General features: G+C 53.0%; 20 protein-coding genes. 10 read left to right on the forward strand and 10 right to left on the reverse strand.

Going from position 1 to position 17,964, the window contains the following annotated elements; all coding sequences use genetic code 11:
* Positions 1-25: 25 nt before the first annotated feature.
* On the forward strand, positions 26-205 hold the full coding sequence (locus OGV93_RS17345; RefSeq protein WP_016153388.1) for a YoaH family protein: 180 nt from the start codon (positions 26-28) through the stop codon (positions 203-205).
* A 6-nt stretch (positions 206-211) separates the two neighbouring features.
* Here the strand turns inward: OGV93_RS17345 and OGV93_RS17350 are convergent, their stop codons facing one another.
* Positions 212-556: a RidA family protein gene (locus OGV93_RS17350; protein WP_016153387.1), complete on the reverse strand. Its 345-nt coding sequence runs from the start codon at positions 554-556 to the stop codon at positions 212-214.
* Positions 557-697: 141 nt separating this feature from the next.
* On the opposite strand from OGV93_RS17350, the gene yoaA reads away from it, so the two are divergent.
* From yoaA to rnd, 5 genes are all read left to right on the forward strand, one after another.
* Entirely contained in the window at positions 698-2,608 is a 1,911-nt protein-coding gene (gene yoaA, locus OGV93_RS17355) for a DNA repair helicase YoaA (protein ID WP_016153386.1), read from the forward strand.
* A 58-nt stretch (positions 2,609-2,666) separates the two neighbouring features.
* Positions 2,667-3,362, forward strand: coding sequence for a tRNA (adenosine(37)-N6)-threonylcarbamoyltransferase complex dimerization subunit type 1 TsaB (gene tsaB, locus OGV93_RS17360; protein ID WP_275395435.1), 696 nt, complete (start codon positions 2,667-2,669; stop codon positions 3,360-3,362).
* Between the two features lie 94 nt (positions 3,363-3,456).
* Entirely contained in the window at positions 3,457-4,041 is a 585-nt protein-coding gene (locus OGV93_RS17365) for a Slp family lipoprotein (RefSeq protein ID WP_053389065.1), read from the forward strand.
* 204 nt (positions 4,042-4,245) lie between these two features.
* Complete coding sequence (fadD, locus tag OGV93_RS17370; RefSeq protein WP_131379489.1) at positions 4,246-5,931, forward strand: long-chain-fatty-acid--CoA ligase FadD; 1,686 nt, start codon at positions 4,246-4,248, stop codon at positions 5,929-5,931.
* Between the two features lie 84 nt (positions 5,932-6,015).
* Positions 6,016-7,131 (forward strand): ribonuclease D, encoded by a 1,116-nt coding sequence (gene rnd / locus OGV93_RS17375; protein WP_287110144.1) that lies wholly within the window; start codon positions 6,016-6,018, stop codon positions 7,129-7,131.
* Between the two features lie 49 nt (positions 7,132-7,180).
* Here the strand turns inward: rnd and OGV93_RS17380 are convergent, their stop codons facing one another.
* The 4 genes from OGV93_RS17380 to OGV93_RS17395 all read right to left on the reverse strand — a co-directional run bounded on the left by OGV93_RS17380 (position 7,181) and on the right by OGV93_RS17395 (position 12,326).
* Positions 7,181-8,146: a PDR/VanB family oxidoreductase gene (locus tag OGV93_RS17380; RefSeq protein ID WP_181599181.1), complete on the reverse strand. Its 966-nt coding sequence runs from the start codon at positions 8,144-8,146 to the stop codon at positions 7,181-7,183.
* Positions 8,147-8,216: 70 nt separating this feature from the next.
* The gene (gene yeaW, locus OGV93_RS17385) at positions 8,217-9,341 is read right to left on the reverse strand and encodes a carnitine monooxygenase, oxygenase subunit YeaW (RefSeq protein ID WP_003833746.1); all 1,125 of its coding nucleotides are present in this window, start codon (positions 9,339-9,341) and stop codon (positions 8,217-8,219) included.
* A 45-nt stretch (positions 9,342-9,386) separates the two neighbouring features.
* Positions 9,387-10,988, reverse strand: a complete 1,602-nt coding sequence (locus OGV93_RS17390) for a BCCT family transporter (protein WP_049043155.1) — start codon at positions 10,986-10,988, stop codon at positions 9,387-9,389.
* 255 nt (positions 10,989-11,243) lie between these two features.
* Positions 11,244-12,326 carry a tartrate dehydrogenase gene (locus tag OGV93_RS17395; protein WP_287109872.1) on the reverse strand — a complete coding sequence of 361 codons (1,083 nt, stop codon included), beginning with the start codon at positions 12,324-12,326 and terminating at the stop codon, positions 11,244-11,246.
* Between the two features lie 103 nt (positions 12,327-12,429).
* On the opposite strand from OGV93_RS17395, the gene OGV93_RS17400 reads away from it, so the two are divergent.
* Positions 12,430-13,347: a LysR family transcriptional regulator gene (locus tag OGV93_RS17400; RefSeq protein WP_016153377.1), complete on the forward strand. Its 918-nt coding sequence runs from the start codon at positions 12,430-12,432 to the stop codon at positions 13,345-13,347.
* Between the two features lie 87 nt (positions 13,348-13,434).
* Here OGV93_RS17400 and minE read toward each other — a convergent pair whose 3' ends face one another.
* The 3 genes from minE to minC are packed head-to-tail and all read right to left on the reverse strand — an operon-like array spanning position 13,435 to position 15,248.
* Entirely contained in the window at positions 13,435-13,701 is a 267-nt protein-coding gene (gene minE / locus OGV93_RS17405; RefSeq protein WP_001185666.1) for a cell division topological specificity factor MinE, read from the reverse strand.
* Positions 13,702-13,704: 3 nt separating this feature from the next.
* A complete protein-coding gene (gene minD, locus OGV93_RS17410) occupies positions 13,705-14,517 on the reverse strand; it encodes a septum site-determining protein MinD (RefSeq protein ID WP_003020956.1) in 813 nt (270 codons plus the stop codon).
* A 23-nt stretch (positions 14,518-14,540) separates the two neighbouring features.
* Positions 14,541-15,248 (reverse strand): septum site-determining protein MinC, encoded by a 708-nt coding sequence (minC, locus tag OGV93_RS17415; RefSeq protein WP_016153376.1) that lies wholly within the window; start codon positions 15,246-15,248, stop codon positions 14,541-14,543.
* Between the two features lie 126 nt (positions 15,249-15,374).
* Between minC and OGV93_RS17420 the strand changes: the two genes are divergently transcribed.
* From OGV93_RS17420 to ycgN, 3 genes are all read left to right on the forward strand, one after another.
* Positions 15,375-15,668 (forward strand): YcgL domain-containing protein, encoded by a 294-nt coding sequence (locus OGV93_RS17420; protein ID WP_016153375.1) that lies wholly within the window; start codon positions 15,375-15,377, stop codon positions 15,666-15,668.
* A gap of 69 nt (positions 15,669-15,737) precedes the next feature.
* On the forward strand, positions 15,738-16,397 hold the full coding sequence (locus OGV93_RS17425) for a fumarylacetoacetate hydrolase family protein (protein WP_016156786.1): 660 nt from the start codon (positions 15,738-15,740) through the stop codon (positions 16,395-16,397).
* A gap of 92 nt (positions 16,398-16,489) precedes the next feature.
* Positions 16,490-16,936 (forward strand): cysteine cluster protein YcgN, encoded by a 447-nt coding sequence (gene ycgN / locus OGV93_RS17430; RefSeq protein ID WP_287109874.1) that lies wholly within the window; start codon positions 16,490-16,492, stop codon positions 16,934-16,936.
* Between the two features lie 29 nt (positions 16,937-16,965).
* Here the strand turns inward: ycgN and OGV93_RS17435 are convergent, their stop codons facing one another.
* Positions 16,966-17,307: a TehB family protein gene (locus OGV93_RS17435; protein ID WP_200084427.1), complete on the reverse strand. Its 342-nt coding sequence runs from the start codon at positions 17,305-17,307 to the stop codon at positions 16,966-16,968.
* 110 nt (positions 17,308-17,417) lie between these two features.
* On the reverse strand, positions 17,418-17,948 hold the full coding sequence (dsbB, locus tag OGV93_RS17440; RefSeq protein ID WP_003844060.1) for a disulfide bond formation protein DsbB: 531 nt from the start codon (positions 17,946-17,948) through the stop codon (positions 17,418-17,420).
* Between the last annotated feature and the right edge of the window lie 16 nt (positions 17,949-17,964).

The following is a 17,964-nucleotide window of genomic DNA, read 5'->3' on the forward strand; positions in this document are numbered from 1 at the left end:
GCTAATAATTTAGCAGGAGTTCACCATGATTGCAGGTTTACCTTCACTCACGCACGATCAGCAGCAACAGGCGGTTGAACGCATTCATGAACTGATATCCCAGGGGATGAGCAGTGGCGAGGCGATTACGAAAGTGGCTGCTGAATTACGCGCCAGCCATACCGGCGAGCGGATCGTGGCGCGTTTTGAAGATGAAGACGAATAACGCCGCTTATACCGCAGCGATAATCTTAATTTCAACTTTGTATTTCGGGTTCATTAACCCGGCCTGAACGGTACAACGTACCGGCGCGTGACCAGCAACAACCCATGCGTCCCAGGCTTTGTTCATGGCGGCAAAATCATTTTTGTCCGCCAGGAACAGGGTGGCATCAAGAATACGTGACTTGCTGCTGCCCTGTTTTTCCAGCACCGCATCAATTTGCGCCAGCGTATTTGCCGTTTGCTCAAAGGCGTCGGCATCCAGATTTTCCGGTACGCCGGTGTAATACAACGTGTTGTTGTGGATAACTACGTCGGACCAACGCGCTTCGGCATCAATGCGCACAATCGTCATAAATCATTCCTCATTTACGTTTTTTCATAATGGCTTCGGGTTGCGCCAAGACTGCCATAATGTTGTGTCCACGTCACCTCTTCAACTGGCGAAAGAGCCGCTGGCCTGACATAATCCCTGTTCAAATGAACAGGGGGCAGTGTGACGGACGATTTTGCAGCAGACGGTCAGTTGGCTAAAGCGATACCCGGTTTTAAACCGCGTGAACCACAGCGGCAGATGGCCTTCGCCGTCAGTCATGCTATCGAAAAATCACAGCCGCTTGTTGTCGAAGCCGGAACAGGAACAGGTAAAACCTACGCTTATCTTGCCCCTGCGCTGCGTGCCGGAAAGAAAGTAATTGTCTCCACGGGCTCGAAGGCGTTGCAGGATCAGCTATACAGCCGCGATTTACCCACAGTAGCGAAGGCTCTGGAATTCACGGGTAAACTGGCGCTGCTGAAAGGGCGTTCAAACTATCTGTGTCTTGAGCGTCTCGAACAACAGGCGCTGGCGGGCGGTGACCTGCCGGTACAAACTTTAAGTGACGTCATTCTGCTACGCTCCTGGTCAAATCAAACCCTTGATGGTGACATCAGCACCTGCGTCAGCGTGGCGGAAGACTCTCAGGCCTGGCCGCTGGTGACGAGCACAAACGATAATTGCCTTGGGAGCGACTGCCCGCTGTACAAAGAGTGCTTTGTCGTGAAAGCGCGCAAGAAGGCGATGGATGCAGATGTCGTCGTGGTAAACCACCATCTGTTTCTCGCTGATATGGTGGTAAAAGAGAGTGGGTTTGGCGAGCTGATCCCGGAAGCTGAAGTGATGATCTTCGATGAAGCGCATCAGTTACCGGATATCGCCAGCCAATATTTTGGTCAATCGCTCTCCAGTCGCCAACTGCTGGATCTGGCGAAAGACATCACCATTGCCTATCGCACCGAGCTGAAAGACACTCAACAGCTTCAAAAATGCGCCGACCGGCTGGCGCAAAGCGCGCAGGACTTCCGCCTGCAGCTGGGCGAGCCGGGCTATCGAGGAAACTTGCGGGAACTGCTGGCCGACCCGCGCGTGCAGCGCGCGTTTTTGTTGCTCGATGACACGCTGGAGCTGTGTTACGACGTGGCGAAACTGTCTCTCGGACGTTCCGCCTTGCTGGATGCCGCGTTTGAACGTGCCACGCTTTACCGTGCTCGTCTGAAGCGCCTGAAAGAGATCAACCAGCCAGGTTTCAGCTACTGGTATGAATGCACCTCGCGCCATTTCACCCTTGCGCTGACGCCGCTCACGGTGGCGGATAAATTCAAAGAAGTGATGGAACAGAAGCCGGGCTGCTGGATTTTTACCTCCGCGACGCTGTCGGTAAACGATGATCTTCATCATTTCACCGCGCGGCTGGGTATTGAAGATGCCGAGTCGATGCTGCTGCCAAGCCCATTTGATTACACCCGCCAGGCGCTGCTGTGCGTGCCGCGTAATCTCCCGCAAACTAACCAACCGGGAGCGGCGCGTCAGCTGGCATCCATGCTGCGTCCTATTATCGAAGCGAACAACGGACGCTGCTTTATGCTGTGTACCTCGCACGCGATGATGCGCGATCTGGCGGAACAATTCCGCGCCACCATGACCCTTCCCGTGCTGCTGCAGGGCGAAACCAGTAAAGGGCAACTGTTACAGCAGTTTGTCAGCGCAGGTAATGCGTTACTGGTTGCCACCAGCAGCTTCTGGGAAGGGGTGGACGTGCGTGGCGATACGTTGTCGCTGGTGATTATTGATAAACTGCCGTTCACCTCGCCGGACGATCCGCTGTTAAAAGCGAGGATGGAGGACTGCCGTTTGCGCGGCGGCGATCCGTTTGAAGACGTTCAGTTGCCGGATGCGGTAATAACCCTGAAACAGGGCGTGGGGCGTCTGATTCGTGACGCTGACGACCGCGGGGTGCTGGTGATTTGCGACAACCGTTTGGTGATGCGACCTTACGGTGCCACTTTCCTGGCAAGTCTTCCGCCTGCGCCGCGGACGCGTGATATTGCTCGCGCTGTTCGTTTTCTTGCCATACCAACGACTGAGTAATTTGTTACGGAGTGTGGTAAGATGCGCGCCAAATTTATTGACCTGATCACAAACACCCATGCGAATTCTGGCTATCGATACCGCCACAGAGGCGTGCTCTGTTGCCCTGTGGAATGACGGTACTACCAAGGCTCATTTCGAGCTTTGCCCACGAGAACACACCCAACGAATTTTACCAATGGTCGAGGAAATCCTGGCCGCTGGCGGTCTTACGTTAACCGATATCGACGCTCTGGCGTTTGGTCGCGGTCCTGGCAGTTTCACCGGTGTACGTATTGGGATTGGCATTGCTCAGGGGCTGGCGTTAGGCGCGAATTTACCGATGATCGGCGTTTCCACCCTGGCAACAATGGCGCAGGGAGCCTGGCGTAAGTCGGGCGCGACCCGCGTACTGGCCGCGATCGACGCGCGAATGGGCGAAGTCTATTGGGCCGAATACCTGCGTGATGAGAACGGCAACTGGCACGGTGAAGAAACCGAAGCGGTGCTAACCCCCGAGCAGGTGCATGCGCGTTTACTGCAACTGTCTGGCGAGTGGGTAACGGTCGGAACGGGCTGGCCTGCCTGGCCTGAGCTCGGTAAAGACAGCGGTCTGACGCTGAGCGATGGCGACGTTTTGCTTCCGGCGGCTGAAGATATGCTGCCTGTTGCCACTCAAATGCTGGCTGCCGGTAAGACCGTGGCGGTTGAACATGCGGAACCGGTTTATTTACGTAACACCGTGGCATGGAAGAAACTTCCCGGTAAAGAATGAATCTTAGTAGTACATCCCTGGTCAATTCGCACAGCCGTCAGTGCGCAGCATGGTGAATTGGTCGGGGCAGAAGCTAAGAAAAGGGAGTCGCAATATGGCGGTGCAAAAGCAGTTATTGAAAGGTCTGTTGGCGGGCGCATTCGCGTTAATGCTTAGCGGTTGTGTCACCATCCCGGACGCGATTAAAGGTTCGAGCCCTACGCCGCAGCAGGATCTGGTGCGGGTTATGAATGCCCCGCAGCTGTATGTCGGACAGGAAGCGCGTTTCGGCGGTAAAGTGGTGGATATTCAGAACCAGCAGGGGAAATCCCGTCTGGAAATTGCCACTGTTCCTCTTGATAGTGGGGCGCGACCGGTGCTGGGCGAAGCCTCCCGCGGGCGAATTTATGCTGATGTAAATGGCTTCCTCGACCCGGTGGACTTCCGCGGTCAACTGGTTACCGTCGTCGGTCCGATTAGCGGTACTGTGGATGGAAAAATCGGTAATACGCCGTATAAATTCATGCTGATGCAGGTAACTGGCTATAAACGCTGGCATATTACTCAGCAAATTGTTATGCCGCCTCAGCCGATCGACCCCTGGTTCTACGGTGCGCGTGGCTGGCCTTACGGTGGCTACGGTGGATGGGGATGGTACAATCCCGGCCCGGCACAGGTTCAGACCATAGTAACTGAGTAACTCTTTGTTTTATGAGTAAAAGAAACAGCGGCTCGTCCGCTGTTTCTGCATTAACGTGGATATAAGAAAAATAAATAGTGACGTGCTTCGCAACCTTGTCGTTGTGTAATAAACAAACTGGTACGCTGAGTTAATATTATGTTAACAGTTTGTTTATTGCCTGGGGTTGTGATGACGACGAATACGCATTTTAGAGGTGATGTATTGAAAAAGGTTTGGCTTAACCGTTATCCCGCTGGTGTTCCTGCGGAGATCAATCCTGACCGTTATCAATCCCTGGTGGAACTCTTTGAACACTCAGTAAGACGGTATGCCGATCAGCCCGCGTTTGTAAACATGGGGGAGGTGATGACCTTCCGCAAGCTTGAAGAGCGTAGCCGGGCATTTGCGGCCTATTTGCAACAGGGACTCGGGCTGAAGAAGGGCGATCGCGTCGCATTGATGATGCCGAACCTGCTGCAATATCCGGTCGCACTGTTTGGGATTTTACGTGCCGGCATGATCGTCGTGAACGTGAACCCGCTGTACACGCCTCGCGAGCTGGAACATCAGCTCAACGACAGCGGCGCGTCGGCGATTGTCATCGTGTCTAACTTTGCCCACACGCTGGAAAAAGTCGTCGACAAAACGTCGGTGCAACACGTGATCCTGACGCGTATGGGGGATCAGCTGTCGACCGCCAAAGGGACCTTGGTTAACTTTGTCGTCAAGTATATCAAGCGTCTGGTACCGAAATATCACCTGCCGGATGCCATCTCTTTTCGTAGCGCGCTGCAAAACGGTTATCGCATGCAGTATGTGAAACCCGAAGTAGTGTCGGAAGATCTGGCGTTCCTGCAATATACCGGGGGGACTACCGGTGTGGCTAAGGGCGCGATGCTTACGCACCGTAACATGCTGGCTAACCTTGAGCAGGTTAACGCCACGTATGGCCCGTTGCTGCATCCGGGTAAAGAACTGGTGGTGACGGCCCTACCGCTGTATCACATATTTGCGCTGACGATGAACTGTCTGCTGTTTATTGAGCTGGGCGGTCAAAACCTGCTGATTACCAACCCGCGTGATATTCCGGGACTGGTAAAAGAGCTGGCGAAGTATCCGTTCACCGCCATGACCGGCGTCAACACGCTGTTTAACGCGCTGCTGAATAACAAAGAGTTCCAACAACTGGACTTCTCGTCACTGCACCTTTCGGCTGGCGGCGGGATGCCGGTTCAACAGGCGGTAGCTGAACGTTGGGTAAAGCTGACGGGTCAGTATCTGCTGGAAGGCTATGGCCTGACGGAGTGTGCCCCTCTGGTGAGCGTCAACCCTCATGATATCGACTACCACAGCGGCAGTATCGGGTTACCGGTTCCTTCCACCGAGGTCAAACTGGTGGATGACGACGATAACGAAGTGCCGCCGGGAGAACCGGGCGAACTGTGCGTGAAAGGTCCGCAAGTGATGCTGGGCTACTGGCAGCGACCAGACGCCACCGACGAAATCGTTAAAGACGGCTGGCTGCACACCGGCGATATTGCGGTGATGGATGATGAAGGCTTCCTGCGTATTGTCGATCGTAAGAAAGATATGATCCTGGTGTCCGGCTTTAACGTCTATCCAAACGAAATTGAAGACGTGGTTATGCAACATCCTGGCGTACAGGAAGTGGCTGCGGTCGGTGTTCCGTCGGGCAGCAGCGGTGAAGCGGTGAAAATTTTCGTGGTGAAGAAAGATGCCTCGTTAACTGATGAGGCGCTTATCACTTTCTGCCGTCGTCACCTGACGGGCTATAAAGTACCGAAGCTGGTGGAATTTCGCGACGAGTTGCCGAAATCTAACGTCGGTAAAATTTTGCGACGAGAATTACGTGACGAAGCGCGCGCCAAAGTGGACAATAAAGGCTGAGCGTTAAGTCAGCCAGCAGAAAACGCCGGGTAAACCGGCGTTTTTTTTGGCGCAAACCTAAGAGAGCACGATTTGAATTATCAAATGATCACCACGGACGACGCGTTAGCCACGCTGTGCGAAGCCGTCCGTGAATTTCCGGCGATAGCCCTGGATACCGAATTTGTTCGCACACGTACCTATTATCCGCAGTTGGGGCTGATCCAGCTGTTTGATGGCAAACACGTTGCTCTGATTGATCCGCTAGGGATCACCGACTGGTCGCCCCTGCGCGATATTCTGCGTGATACCACCATCACCAAATTCCTGCATGCGGGAAGTGAAGACCTGGAAGTGTTTCTCAACGCTTTTGGCGAACTTCCGCAGCCGTTAATTGACACACAAATCCTGGCCACGTTTTGCGGTCGTCCGCTGTCATGGGGCTTCGCCTCGATGGTGGAAGAGTTTACGGGTGTGGCGCTCGACAAAAGCGAATCGCGTACCGACTGGCTGGCCAGACCGCTGACCGAGCGTCAGTGCGAATACGCGGCGGCTGACGTCTGGTATCTGTTACCGATCACCACAAAACTGATGGCTGAGACCGAAGCCAGCGGCTGGCTGCCAGCCGCGCTGGACGAATGCCGCTTAATGCAGCAGCGTCGCCAGGAGATTCTGGCGCCGGAAGACGCCTGGCGTGACATCACCAACGCATGGCAACTGCGCACCCGTCAGCTAGCCTGCCTGCAATTGCTTGCTGACTGGCGACTGCGTAAAGCACGCGAGCGCGATCTGGCGGTAAACTTCGTGGTGCGTGAAGAGCACCTGTGGGCGGTGGCGCGTTATATGCCGGGCAGCCTGGGTGAACTGGATAGCCTGGGTCTTTCCGGGAGTGAAATTCGTTTCCACGGTAAAACGCTGATCGCCCTGGTGGAAAAGGCCCAGGCTTTACCGGAAGAGTCGCTACCGCAGCCGCTGCTGAATTTGATGGATATGCCAGGGTATCGCAAGGCGTTCAAAGCCATCAAAGCGCTGGTTGCCGAGGTGAGTGCGGAACATAATCTCAGCGTCGAACTGCTTGCTTCGCGTCGCCAGATCAACCAGTTGCTCAACTGGCACTGGAAATTAAAGCCGCAGCAATCCCTGCCAGAGCTGGTTTCCGGCTGGCGTGGCGAATTGATGTCCGATCGCCTCAACGCGCTGCTGCAGGAATACCCGCAGTAAGTCACCAGGCTCGCCGGGTCGCGCGTTTGCTGACCCGGCCTGCGCAACGCTACAGATCGAGCACCAGGCGCTTACCTTTGGCGCGCGAGCAGCAGATGAGCATGCTTTGCTGGCTGGCTTTTTCGTCGTCGCTGAAATACTGATCGCGGTGATCCGCTTCCCCTTCCAGAATCGTCGTTTCGCAGGTGCCGCAAACACCTTCCCGGCACAGGCACTCAACCCGGGCGGCTTTGTTATTTTCGATAACCTGCAAAATGGTCATCTCTTCCGGGACCACAAACTCGCGCCCGGAACGCGCCAGCACCAGGGTGAAGGCGTCGCCGCCTTTCTTTTCCGCGGCAAATTGTTCGAAATGTAGCGTATTGCTGTCCAGCCCAAGGCGGGAAGCCGCTTCTCTGACAGCATCGTTGAGCACCGCAGGGCCACAGGTGTAGATATGCGTGCCGGGTTCAACATCTGCCAGCAGACGGGCTAAATCGAGGCGGGTGCCTGCGTTCGACAGGTGCAGATGAATGCGATCGGCGCTGGGGTGTTGCATGAGTTCGTCATGAAACGCGCAGGTCTCCTGGCTGGGAGAGCAATAGTGCAGTTGCCATTGCGTCTGAGATTGTTCCAGCTCCGGGAGTTGCGATAAAAACGGTGTGATGCCGATACCTCCGGCAATCAACAGATGTTTTTGTGCCTGAAGGGCGAGGGCGAAGAGATTGTTTGGTGTGGAGATCGTGAGCGTGTCGCCGGGCTTCACGTTTTGATGCAGGTATCGTGAGCCGCCTTTGGACGCTTCCTCCAGGCGTACGGCGATTTTATAGGCGCGCGTATCGCGTGGTGAACTCATCAGCGAGTACGCATTGCTGTACAGGTTCTCGCCATCGCGCATCTGCACGATAATATGGCTGCCACCCTGAAACGCAGGTAACGGCTGGCCTGAGGTCGCCGTTAAGGTGAAGCATTTTACCTGCGCGGTAATCGTCTCAATCCGGCTGACCCGGACTTCTTGCATTTGATAATCAGACATTGCGGCCTCCCTAAAAAATCTGTCCGACGCGCCTCAGCGACGCGCCGGAACCTGTCGTAACAGCCCCGGGTTATTCCTGAAAAACCTGGGCGACCAGATTATGAAAATGGGCAATGCCATGCTCGGAGATGCCGCTGCCGCTGGTGTCCGCCATAATGCGTCCCTGGCCACGATACCCGCGCGATTTCAGCCCTTTTTGTACGCTTTCAACCAGACGTAAATCTTCAGGACGAAAGACGTTGCGATACCATTCGATCAGTTGTTTCTGCTCTTCGGTCAGCTCTTCGTTGGTGAAGTAGATGTCATAGTTTTGCAGCGTGGTTTCCGCATCTACCGGGAATTCGTAGATAACGGTCATCATGCCTTTGATTGGCGTCACGTTGAGCATGGTGCACGGCCACAGCCAGAAACCGTGGAAGGCGGCATCAACTCCTTCTTCGAACTTAAATGACTGCTCTGAAGGTTTGGCGAAACCGTATTGCAGCGTCCAGTTGCCGTGCATGGTATGCCAGTAACGGTCAACCTGGACCGAGTCGGAAAAACCTGGATGGGCCGGACCGCAGTGGTAGCACTCCAGATAGTTATCGACGATATTCTTCCAGTTGGCTGGGGTACGGGTAGTAAAACGTGCAGCAAGTTTCAGGTCATGCACGTCTGGGCAGGCTTCGATAACTTTGTCTGCAAGACCAGGGAGTTGTTCTTCCACGCTGCCCGCGTTCGGATCCATGTTTATAAACACGAATCCGGCATATTCTTCCAGGCGTACCGGTGTAAGGTGTGCTTTTTCGCTGTCGAAGTTGGCGACGTTTTCGCAGTTACGCGCATGCGCCAGATTGCCGTCAAGTTTGAATGCCCATGCGTGGTAAGGGCAGGTAATCACATTTTTCGCTTTCCCCTCGCCGCTCAACAGCTGATGGCCGCGATGCGGGCAGACGTTGTAGAATGCCCGCAGCACGTTATCGCGACCACGTACCAGCACGATATTCTCGCCAATCACTTCTCGGGTAACATAATCATTGGGTTTCGCCAGTTCGCTACTGTGGGCGACGCAAATCCAGCTTTTAGCGAACACCTTTTCTTGTTCGTGTTCGAAAGCCTGATGGTCGGTATAAAACCGGGCCGGGATAGTCCAGGCATCCTGCGGGTTGGCACAGAAATTTTGCGGCAGAATAAACTCAGGGCTCAGATTGCTCATTGGAATACCTTTAATTTGTGAGTAAGAGGATTTTTGTACTGGCGCTTAATTGTCGCCTTTGAGTAGTGTCCCGGCCGGTGGCGCGACCGGGACGTCAACTGGCGCTTCGGGAAGATGACTTTCAATTTGATGCGCAGGAACGTGGGCATAGTCCTGCCGTACCCAGCGCAGAAAACCGCCAACCTTCACCAACAGGATGGCGAGGAATGGAAGAGCGGTCAGAACCACCGTGGTCTTCATGGTTTCCAAGGACGCGCCGGTGAACAAAATCGATAATGGGATCAGGGTGATAACCACGCACCAGAACAGACGAAGACTGCGCTGCGGATCTTCCCCTTCCTGCAGGTTGCGTGTGCTGGTGGCCGCCATGGTGTAGGCCACAGCATCCATGTGTGAGGCGAGGAATATAATCATGATCGCCAGATACGCCACCAGAAACAGTTTCCCGGCAGGCAACGACATCAACACTTGCTGTACGGCCGTCTCACCACCCAGCGTCGCCATAACCTGCGGTACGTCGATCACACCGTTCACAAACTGGTGAATGGAGTAGCTTTCCATCACGCCAAAGAAGAACCAGCAGCCAACAGTGCTACCGAGGATTAATGCCCAGATAACCTCTTTGATTTTGCGACCACGGGATACGCGAGTGACAAACATTGCCACGCCCGGCGTGTAGGAGATCCACCACAGCCAGTAGAACACTGTCCAGTTACGGGTGAACTCACCGTTGCCAAGCGGGTCGGTGAAGAGGCTCATTTGCAAAAAGTTTTGTGTCGTCAGGCCGATGGCGTTGATGATGTTATTGGTGATGAACTCGGTCGGGCCGACGATCAGCACCAGCAGCGGCAGTAAAAACGCCCCCCAGCCGACCATTTTGCTCAGACGTTGCAAACCGTTATTGATGCCAATCCAGGAGCTCAGGCAGAAAATGCCGCCAGAGAACAGGATCACAAACGCCTGCACCGTGAAGTTATCCGGTAACCCCGTCAGGGCAGACAAACCGCGGGTAAAGGTGGCGGCGGTGACGACCAGAGAGATAGTTAACGCGCCAACTGTCGCGATCAGGAACATCAGGTCAACCAGGCGACCCCAGACACCCTGCGGATGCACGCCTGTAATGGCGGCGATAATCCCGGACAGGCTCAGTCCTTTGTTTTTACGCACATGGAAGTGGTAGGCCATGGTTAATGAGGCCAACGTGTAGGTCGCCCATGCGCTGATCCCCCAATGGAAAAAGGAGTAAGGCAGGCTGTATTCCAGCGCTTTTTGCGAGTGCGGCGCGATATTCAGACCCGGGGTCTGGTAATAATAGGCCCACTCAGCAACGCCCCAGTAGAGCGTGGAGGAGCCTAATCCGGCGCATATAAACATAAAAAGCCAGGAGAGCGTGCTGTATTCCGCTTTACCTTCTCCCAGACGAATGTTGCCGTATTTACTGGTAGCCAGCCAGACGACCAGACCCATAGCCATCAGAACGAGGATCTGCACGGCGGAACCCAGCATCCGGGTAACGCCGTTAAAAAGGGTATTTGCGACTTGTGCAGACTGCTGAGGGAAGAGACTAAGTGTGGCGGCGATGAAAAGAATAGCCACCAGGCTGATGGCTATCAGCGGCATGTCTTTTTTCTTGACGTTGCTCAACATGGGATCTCCTGGGCACAGTTGCCCGCGTATGGCATTAGCCTGTCGTTGTTATCATGCTGTAGGGGTAGAATGAGTTATTTTTTATTTAACAATTTTATTATTTGTTCTTTACATGAATTAAACAATTGCCCGATGTGTGAAGCAATAAAACACGGAACGGAAATAATAAAAGGTGAATTAGCGCAGGTTATTGGCTCCACAAAACGCATAAAAAAGCCGCGTCAGTGACGCGGCTCATATTTCGTGGTTTGACCTCTAACGTAGTGCCTGACAGATGGCCTCACCCACCTGTTGCGTGGTGGCGCTGCCTTTCATATCCGGCGTTTTCGGGCCACTGGCAATAACGTGCTCAATTGCCGCCAGAATACCGTCGTGGGCAGCCTTATAGTTGGCATCACCCTTGCCAAGGAAGTCCAGCATCATGGCGCCAGCCCAGATAGTGGCAATCGGGTTGGCGATGTTTTTTCCGTAAATATCGGGGGCCGAACCATGTACTGGCTCGAACAGGGACGGGAAGGTGCGTTCCGGGTTTAAGTTGGCAGAAGGTGCGATGCCAATCGTCCCGGTACAGGCCGGACCCAGATCGGAGAGGATGTCGCCGAACAGGTTGGAAGCAACCACAACGTCAAAGCGCTCCGGCTGCATCACAAAGCGAGCGCACAGTATATCGATATGCTGTTTATCCCAACGGATCTCAGGATAGTTAGCCGCCATTGCTTCAACACGCTCGTCCCAGTAAGGCATGCTGATGGCCAGACCATTGGATTTGGTCGCCGAGGTCAGGGTTTTGCGCGGGCGGTTTTGCGCCAGCTCGAAGGCGTAACGCAATATACGATCTACGCCGCGACGGGTGAAGACCGACTCCTGGATAACCACCTCGTGTTCCGTCCCTTCACTCACGCGTCCGCCGAGAGAAGAGTATTCTCCCTCGGTGTTCTCGCGTACGACGTAGAAATCAATGTCGCCTGGCTGCTTGCCCGCCAGTGGGCAAGGGACTCCCGGGAACAGGCGTACCGGACGCAGGTTGACGTACTGGTCGAATTCGCGGCGAAACTTAAGCAGCGAGCCCCATAAAGAGATGTGGTCCGGTACGGTATCCGGCCAGCCAACGGCGCCAAAATAGATAGCATCAAAGGATTGCAACTGCTCATGCCAGTCATCCGGCATCATTTTGCCGTGATGGGTGTAGTACTCGCAGCTCGCCCATTCCATTTGCTCAAAGCTGAACGACAACCCCCAACGCTCGGCGGCTGCCTGTAACACATGAATGCCTTCAGGCAGCACTTCTTTACCAATGCCATCTCCGGGGATAGCGGCAATACGACAGGTTTTCTTCATAGCAGCTCTCACTTGTACGCCATCAAAATTGACTTTCCCCTTATCCTATAATTGACTGATTAAGAGTTAATCCCCCTAACTGGTGAAACATAAAACACAGATCATGAATAATCTGCCGCTGCTAAATGATTTACGCGTCTTTATGCTGGTTGCCCGTCGGGCAGGATTTGCCGCCGTTGCCGAGGAACTGGGTGTATCACCGGCTTTTATCAGTAAGCGAGTAGCCCTGCTGGAGCAGACACTGAACGTGGTGCTGCTGCACCGGACAACGCGGCGTGTAACCATCACGGAAGAGGGGGAGCGGATCTACGAATGGGCGCAGCGGATCCTGCAGGATGTCGATCAGATGATGGACGAGTTGTCTGATGCCAGGCAGATCCCGCAGGGGATGCTACGCATTATTAGTAGCTTTGGCTTTGGCCGTCGGGTGGTGGCTCCGGCGCTGTCTGCGCTGGCAAAAGCGTACCCGCAGCTAGAACTGAGGTTCGATGTTGAAGACCGCCTGGTGGATATGGTGAATGAGGGCGTCGATCTTGATATTCGTATCGGGGATGATATCGCGCCGAACCTGATTGCCCGCAAGCTGGCGACTAACTACCGTATTCTGTGCGCTTCGCCGGAATTTGTGGCGCAGCACGGGACGCCGAAGCAACTCAACGATCTCTCCACTTTTCCTTGTCTGGTTATCAAAGAGCGCGACCATCCGTTTGGCATCTGGCAAATGCGTAATAAAGAGGGCGCTCACTCAATTAAAGTTACGGGGCCTCTGTCGTCTAATCATGGCGAAGTGGTACATCAGTGGTGTCTTGATGGGCAGGGAATTGCCCTGCGTTCGTGGTGGGACGTTTGCGACAACATTGCCGGTGGACATCTGGTACACGTATTACCCGAGTATTATCAACCAGCAAATATATGGGCGGTTTATGTTTCTCGGCTGGCGACGTCGGCAAAAATCCGTATTACGGTTGAGTATTTGCGCCGCTATTTTGCCGAAAACTATCCAAAGTTTACTTTGGAATAAATCCGCAACAGCCAGGCAAGAAACTGAAAATAAAAAAGGCAGAATAATCTGCCTTTTTTTGCAACTATAACTCACTGAGCAAAGCCGTTATTTAGACTCTTCAGCTTCAGGTAATGTCACGTTAAGTTCGAGGATAGAAATATCGCCGTCTTTTTGTTCAAGCTGTACGGTGACCATTTCGGGATCAATTTGTACATACTTGCAGATAACCTCGAGAATATCTTTCCTCAGTTGCGGTAAATAATGTGGCTCGGCGTCACTACGACGACGTTCCGCAACAATAATCTGCAGTCGCTCTTTAGCGATGTTCGCTGTGCTCTTTTTCCGCGAGAGAAAAAAATCCAGTAATGCCATAACTTATCCTCCGAACAGGCGTTTGAGGAAACCTTTCTTCTCTTCTTCAATGAAGCGGAAAGGACGTTCTTCTCCCAACAGACGGTCTACGGTATCAGCATAGGCTTTACCGGCATCAGCATTGATGTCGAGAATAACCGGCTCACCCTGGTTAGACGCGCGCAGGACTGACTGATCTTCAGGAATCACGCCAACCAGCTTGATTCGCAGAATTTCCAGTACGTCTTCCATGCTCAGCATGTCACCTTTATTTACGCGGCCAGGGTTGTAGCGCGTCAGCAACAAATGCTCTTTAATCGGATCTTCACCGTTTTCCGCACGACGAGATTTCGACGCCAGAATACCCAGAATACGGTCAGAGTCACGTACAGAGGAGACTTCCGGGTTAGTGGTGATAATCGCTTCATCGGCAAAATACAGGGCCATCAGCGCGCCGGTCTCAATACCCGCCGGGGAGTCGCAGACGATGAAATCGAATTCCATCGTTTTCAGGTCGTCCAGAACTTTCGCGACGCCTTCACGCGTCAGCGCGTCTTTATCGCGAGTCTGTGAGGCCGGAAGAATAAAGAGATTTTCGGTACGCTTATCTTTGATTAACGCCTGATTTAACGACGCATCGCCCTGAATAACGTTGACGAAGTCGTAAACGACGCGGCGTTCACAACCCATAATCAGATCGAGGTTACGCAGGCCGATATCAAAATCAATAACGACAGTTTTCTTTCCCTTCTGGGCCAAACCTGTAGCGATGGCCGCGCTGGAGGTGGTTTTGCCAACGCCCCCTTTACCCGAAGTAACAACAATAATGCGTGCCATAGAAATTCCTTGTTAAAAAGGGATCAATTCAACGGTTGAACTGTCAAAGCGTTCTCTGCTAATTGCAGACGGGCCGCTTTGCCATAAAATTCTGCTGGGATTTTATCACTCAGCCAATAAACACCTGCGATAGACACCAGTTCTGCCGTCAGATGGGTACAAAAAATTTGCGCTTCACGATCGCCGCTTGCACCTGCCAGCGCACGGCCTCTCATCATTCCATAAACATGAATATTGCCATCAGCGATAAGCTCTGCGCCCGCACTGACGTGGCTTGTAACAATCAGATCACATTGTGGAGCATAAATGCGCTGACCGGAACGAACCGGCACATTTATTAATCGTGTTTTTGTGATGGGAGTAACGTTTTGCGGCGGAGCGACGGGAGCCGGGACCTCAACAGGCGCAGGACGAATAGCTTTTTCTTTACCTTCAGTCAGTAAAGGAAGACCCATTTCGTCGATTTCTGCCTTTAGTCTGGCGTCTTTGCATCCGCTAACGCCAATAATGCGCAATCCGGTAGACGCGACAACTTTCTGCAGCGCTGACCAGTTTACCGGGCTTTCAAGACCACTCACGTTAACCACCACGGGAGCATGTTTTAAAAAAGCCGGTGCCTGCGCGATTTTGTCTTCCAACGCCTGACGAATAACCTCGGGTTCTGCTTCATGTAAATGAACCACTGATAAGGTGAAGCTACTGCCTTTAAGCTCGATTGGCGTGTTTGACATCCTGGCCTTACTCAATTTGCTATTTATCATCCCCAGCGCGGGGTGATATTCCGAAGACTATAAGGCATGTTATAGTCAGTATTATATTGAGGCAAGCCACCATTCCGTGAATTCAGAGTAAAAGATATGTTTTGTGTGATCTACCGAAGCAGCAAACGTGACCAGACCTATTTATATGTCGAAAAAAAAGACGATTTCTCGCGCGTTCCTGAAGAACTGATGAGAGGATTTGGTCAGCCGACGCTGGCAATGATGTTACCGCTTGATGGGCGAAAAAAATTAGTTAATGCCGATCTTGAAAAAGTAAAACAGGCCCTGACCGAGCAGGGCTATTATTTACAAATACCCCCGCCGCCAGAAGATTTACTTAAACAGCATCTGGCAGCGGCAAAACAAAATACACCAGACGCTAAACGTTAAACTGCATCCGGCAGCAGCACGTTCCATCGATGCAGTACCTGAAATCTATGACTACGTTAGGGGAAAGTAATGTATCAACATCACAACTGGCATGGTGCTCTGCTGGATTATCCGGTGAGTAAGGTGGTTTGCGTAGGGAGTAACTATGCCAACCATATTAAAGAGATGGGCGGAACCACCCCGGAAGAACCGGTTCTGTTTATTAAACCGGAAACCGCGCTGTGCGATTTGCGCCAGCCGCTGGTGATCCCATCTGATATGGGGTCTGTCCACCATGAAGTTGAGCTGGCTGTGCTGATTGGCGCGACCCTGCGGCAAGCGACAGAAGATCATGTGCGTAAAGCCATCGCCGGTTATGGTGTCGCGCTGGATCTGACCCTGCGCGATATTCAGGGCAAAATGAAGAAGGCGGGGCAGCCATGGGAAAAAGCGAAGGGTTTTGATAACTCTTGCCCGCTGTCTGGATTTATTCCTGTGGCGGAGTTTAACGGCGACCCGCAGGATACGATGCTTGGATTAACGGTCAACGGTGAAACTCGCCAGCACGGCTCCACGGCGGACATGATCCATCACATCGTTCCCTTGATTGCTTATATGAGCCGTTTCTTTACCCTCAAAGCGGGCGATGTGGTGCTAACGGGAACGCCAGCAGGCGTGGGACCTTTAAGCAGCGGCGACGAACTGGCCATCAGTTTTCACGGTCAAACGCTAACAACCCGCGTGCTGTAATCTCTGCTTGCCGCCTTTTCGGGCGGCAAAACTTGCATCAGCGTGCCAGACTGGTTATAAGGTGCAGCTTTATTGCAATAGCGGAAACCCTGATGAGCGACATACCTTTCTGGCAAAGTAAAACCCTTGATGAAATGACCGATGCCGAGTGGGAGTCATTATGTGACGGGTGCGGTCAATGCTGCCTGCATAAGCTGATGGATGAAGACACTGACGAAATCTACTTTACCAACGTCGCCTGTCGTCAGCTCAACATTAAAACCTGCCAGTGTCGTAATTACGAACGTCGATTCGAGTACGAGCCTGACTGCATCAAACTGACGCGTGATAATCTGCCGACTTTTGAATGGTTGCCGATGACCTGCGCCTATCGTCTGCTCGCAGAAGGAAAAGGGCTAACGGAGTGGCACCCGTTGCTGACAGGATCAAAAGCGGCGATGCACGGTGAACGTATCTCAGTTCGTCATATTGCGGTGAAAGAATCGGAAGTACGTGACTGGCAGGATCATATCCTGAACAAACCTTCATGGGCGGACTGAGCCGCCCATCGATTAGCAGGCGTTAAGGGTTAAGACTTTTTCGCCTGATACATCTCATCGGAGTGGTTGTCATTTTCCACCCAGAAGTTAATGTTGAATTGCGCATCGTCGCTTAATTCAACGCGATGCCAGTACTGCGGTGGGCTGGTTGCGAACTGACCGGCATTAATCACCACTTTCACTTCAGGTTCTTTTGCGTCTTCATTGGCAAAGCCATAATACGTTACCGTACCTTCCATCACGCAGAGCTGTCCAAACACGCCTGCGGCGGTGTTATGGTGAGAAAGAAGTGCTGCCGGGACGTTGTCTTTGGTAAAGAAGGGAGTAGAGCGTTTTACTTTCCAGTTTGCCGGGATGCGTAAATGGGACATCAGACATCTCCTTGGTGTGGCATCTATAAGATGCATTTAATATACATCTTATAGATGCCAGCAGGCAATGAATTTAAGGCAAAAAAAACGCTCCCGAAGGAGCGTCTCTGTTAGCGACCGAAGAGGTCACGTTTTTTCGGTTTAAACGGCTGTGCTATGACTACCAGCACGGCGACCACCAGGTAAGCGGCGAAGATCCCCAACAGCCACTGTGGCATTTCCAGGGTTAAAAAAGACCACTGGCGTTCAGCACAGTCACCGGATGCTAAAAACACCTGCGGCAGCCATTTGTCCAGCGGCAGCCAGCTCGGGAAGCGTGCGGCAAAATCACAGGTCATAAACGGTGATGGGTGCAACTGAATCATGGTGTGCTCATACGCTAACTGCAGCCCGCGCCAGGCACTGTAAATCCAGATAATCATCGCCACATAGCGCAGCGGCGTTTTTGGTGCGATAGCCCCCACCAGCCCCGCGCCCATCACGCCAAATAATGCGCTACGTTCGTAAATACACAACACGCAAGGTTTTAGCAGCATGACGTGCTGGAACCACAGCGCGACAAGCTCCAGCGCAAAGGCGGTTAACGCCAACAATAACCATGCACCACGACCTCGGGAGCACTGGTTTAAAAATCGCAACATAATAATTTCCCTGCAA

The sequence above is a fragment of the Citrobacter sp. Cb031 genome (genome assembly GCF_030336725.1).
Classification (GTDB): Bacteria; Pseudomonadota; Gammaproteobacteria; order Enterobacterales; family Enterobacteriaceae; genus Citrobacter; species Citrobacter braakii.

Coding starts and splice junctions, on each gene's coding strand:
- OGV93_RS17345 (WP_016153388.1), top strand. CDS start 26: ATGATTGCAGGTTTACCTTCACTCACGCACGATCAGCAGCAACAGGCG.
- OGV93_RS17350 (WP_016153387.1), bottom strand. CDS start 556: ATGACGATTGTGCGCATTGATGCCGAAGCGCGTTGGTCCGACGTAGTT.
- tsaB (WP_275395435.1), top strand. CDS start 2,667: ATGCGAATTCTGGCTATCGATACCGCCACAGAGGCGTGCTCTGTTGCC.
- OGV93_RS17365 (WP_053389065.1), top strand. CDS start 3,457: ATGGCGGTGCAAAAGCAGTTATTGAAAGGTCTGTTGGCGGGCGCATTC.
- rnd (WP_287110144.1), top strand. CDS start 6,016: ATGATCACCACGGACGACGCGTTAGCCACGCTGTGCGAAGCCGTCCGT.
- OGV93_RS17380 (WP_181599181.1), bottom strand. CDS start 8,146: ATGTCTGATTATCAAATGCAAGAAGTCCGGGTCAGCCGGATTGAGACG.
- yeaW (WP_003833746.1), bottom strand. CDS start 9,341: ATGAGCAATCTGAGCCCTGAGTTTATTCTGCCGCAAAATTTCTGTGCC.
- OGV93_RS17390 (WP_049043155.1), bottom strand. CDS start 10,988: ATGTTGAGCAACGTCAAGAAAAAAGACATGCCGCTGATAGCCATCAGC.
- OGV93_RS17395 (WP_287109872.1), bottom strand. CDS start 12,326: ATGAAGAAAACCTGTCGTATTGCCGCTATCCCCGGAGATGGCATTGGT.
- OGV93_RS17400 (WP_016153377.1), top strand. CDS start 12,430: ATGAATAATCTGCCGCTGCTAAATGATTTACGCGTCTTTATGCTGGTT.
- minE (WP_001185666.1), bottom strand. CDS start 13,701: ATGGCATTACTGGATTTTTTTCTCTCGCGGAAAAAGAGCACAGCGAAC.
- minD (WP_003020956.1), bottom strand. CDS start 14,517: ATGGCACGCATTATTGTTGTTACTTCGGGTAAAGGGGGCGTTGGCAAA.
- minC (WP_016153376.1), bottom strand. CDS start 15,248: ATGTCAAACACGCCAATCGAGCTTAAAGGCAGTAGCTTCACCTTATCA.
- OGV93_RS17420 (WP_016153375.1), top strand. CDS start 15,375: ATGTTTTGTGTGATCTACCGAAGCAGCAAACGTGACCAGACCTATTTA.
- OGV93_RS17425 (WP_016156786.1), top strand. CDS start 15,738: ATGTATCAACATCACAACTGGCATGGTGCTCTGCTGGATTATCCGGTG.
- ycgN (WP_287109874.1), top strand. CDS start 16,490: ATGAGCGACATACCTTTCTGGCAAAGTAAAACCCTTGATGAAATGACC.
- OGV93_RS17435 (WP_200084427.1), bottom strand. CDS start 17,307: ATGTCCCATTTACGCATCCCGGCAAACTGGAAAGTAAAACGCTCTACT.
- dsbB (WP_003844060.1), bottom strand. CDS start 17,948: ATGTTGCGATTTTTAAACCAGTGCTCCCGAGGTCGTGGTGCATGGTTA.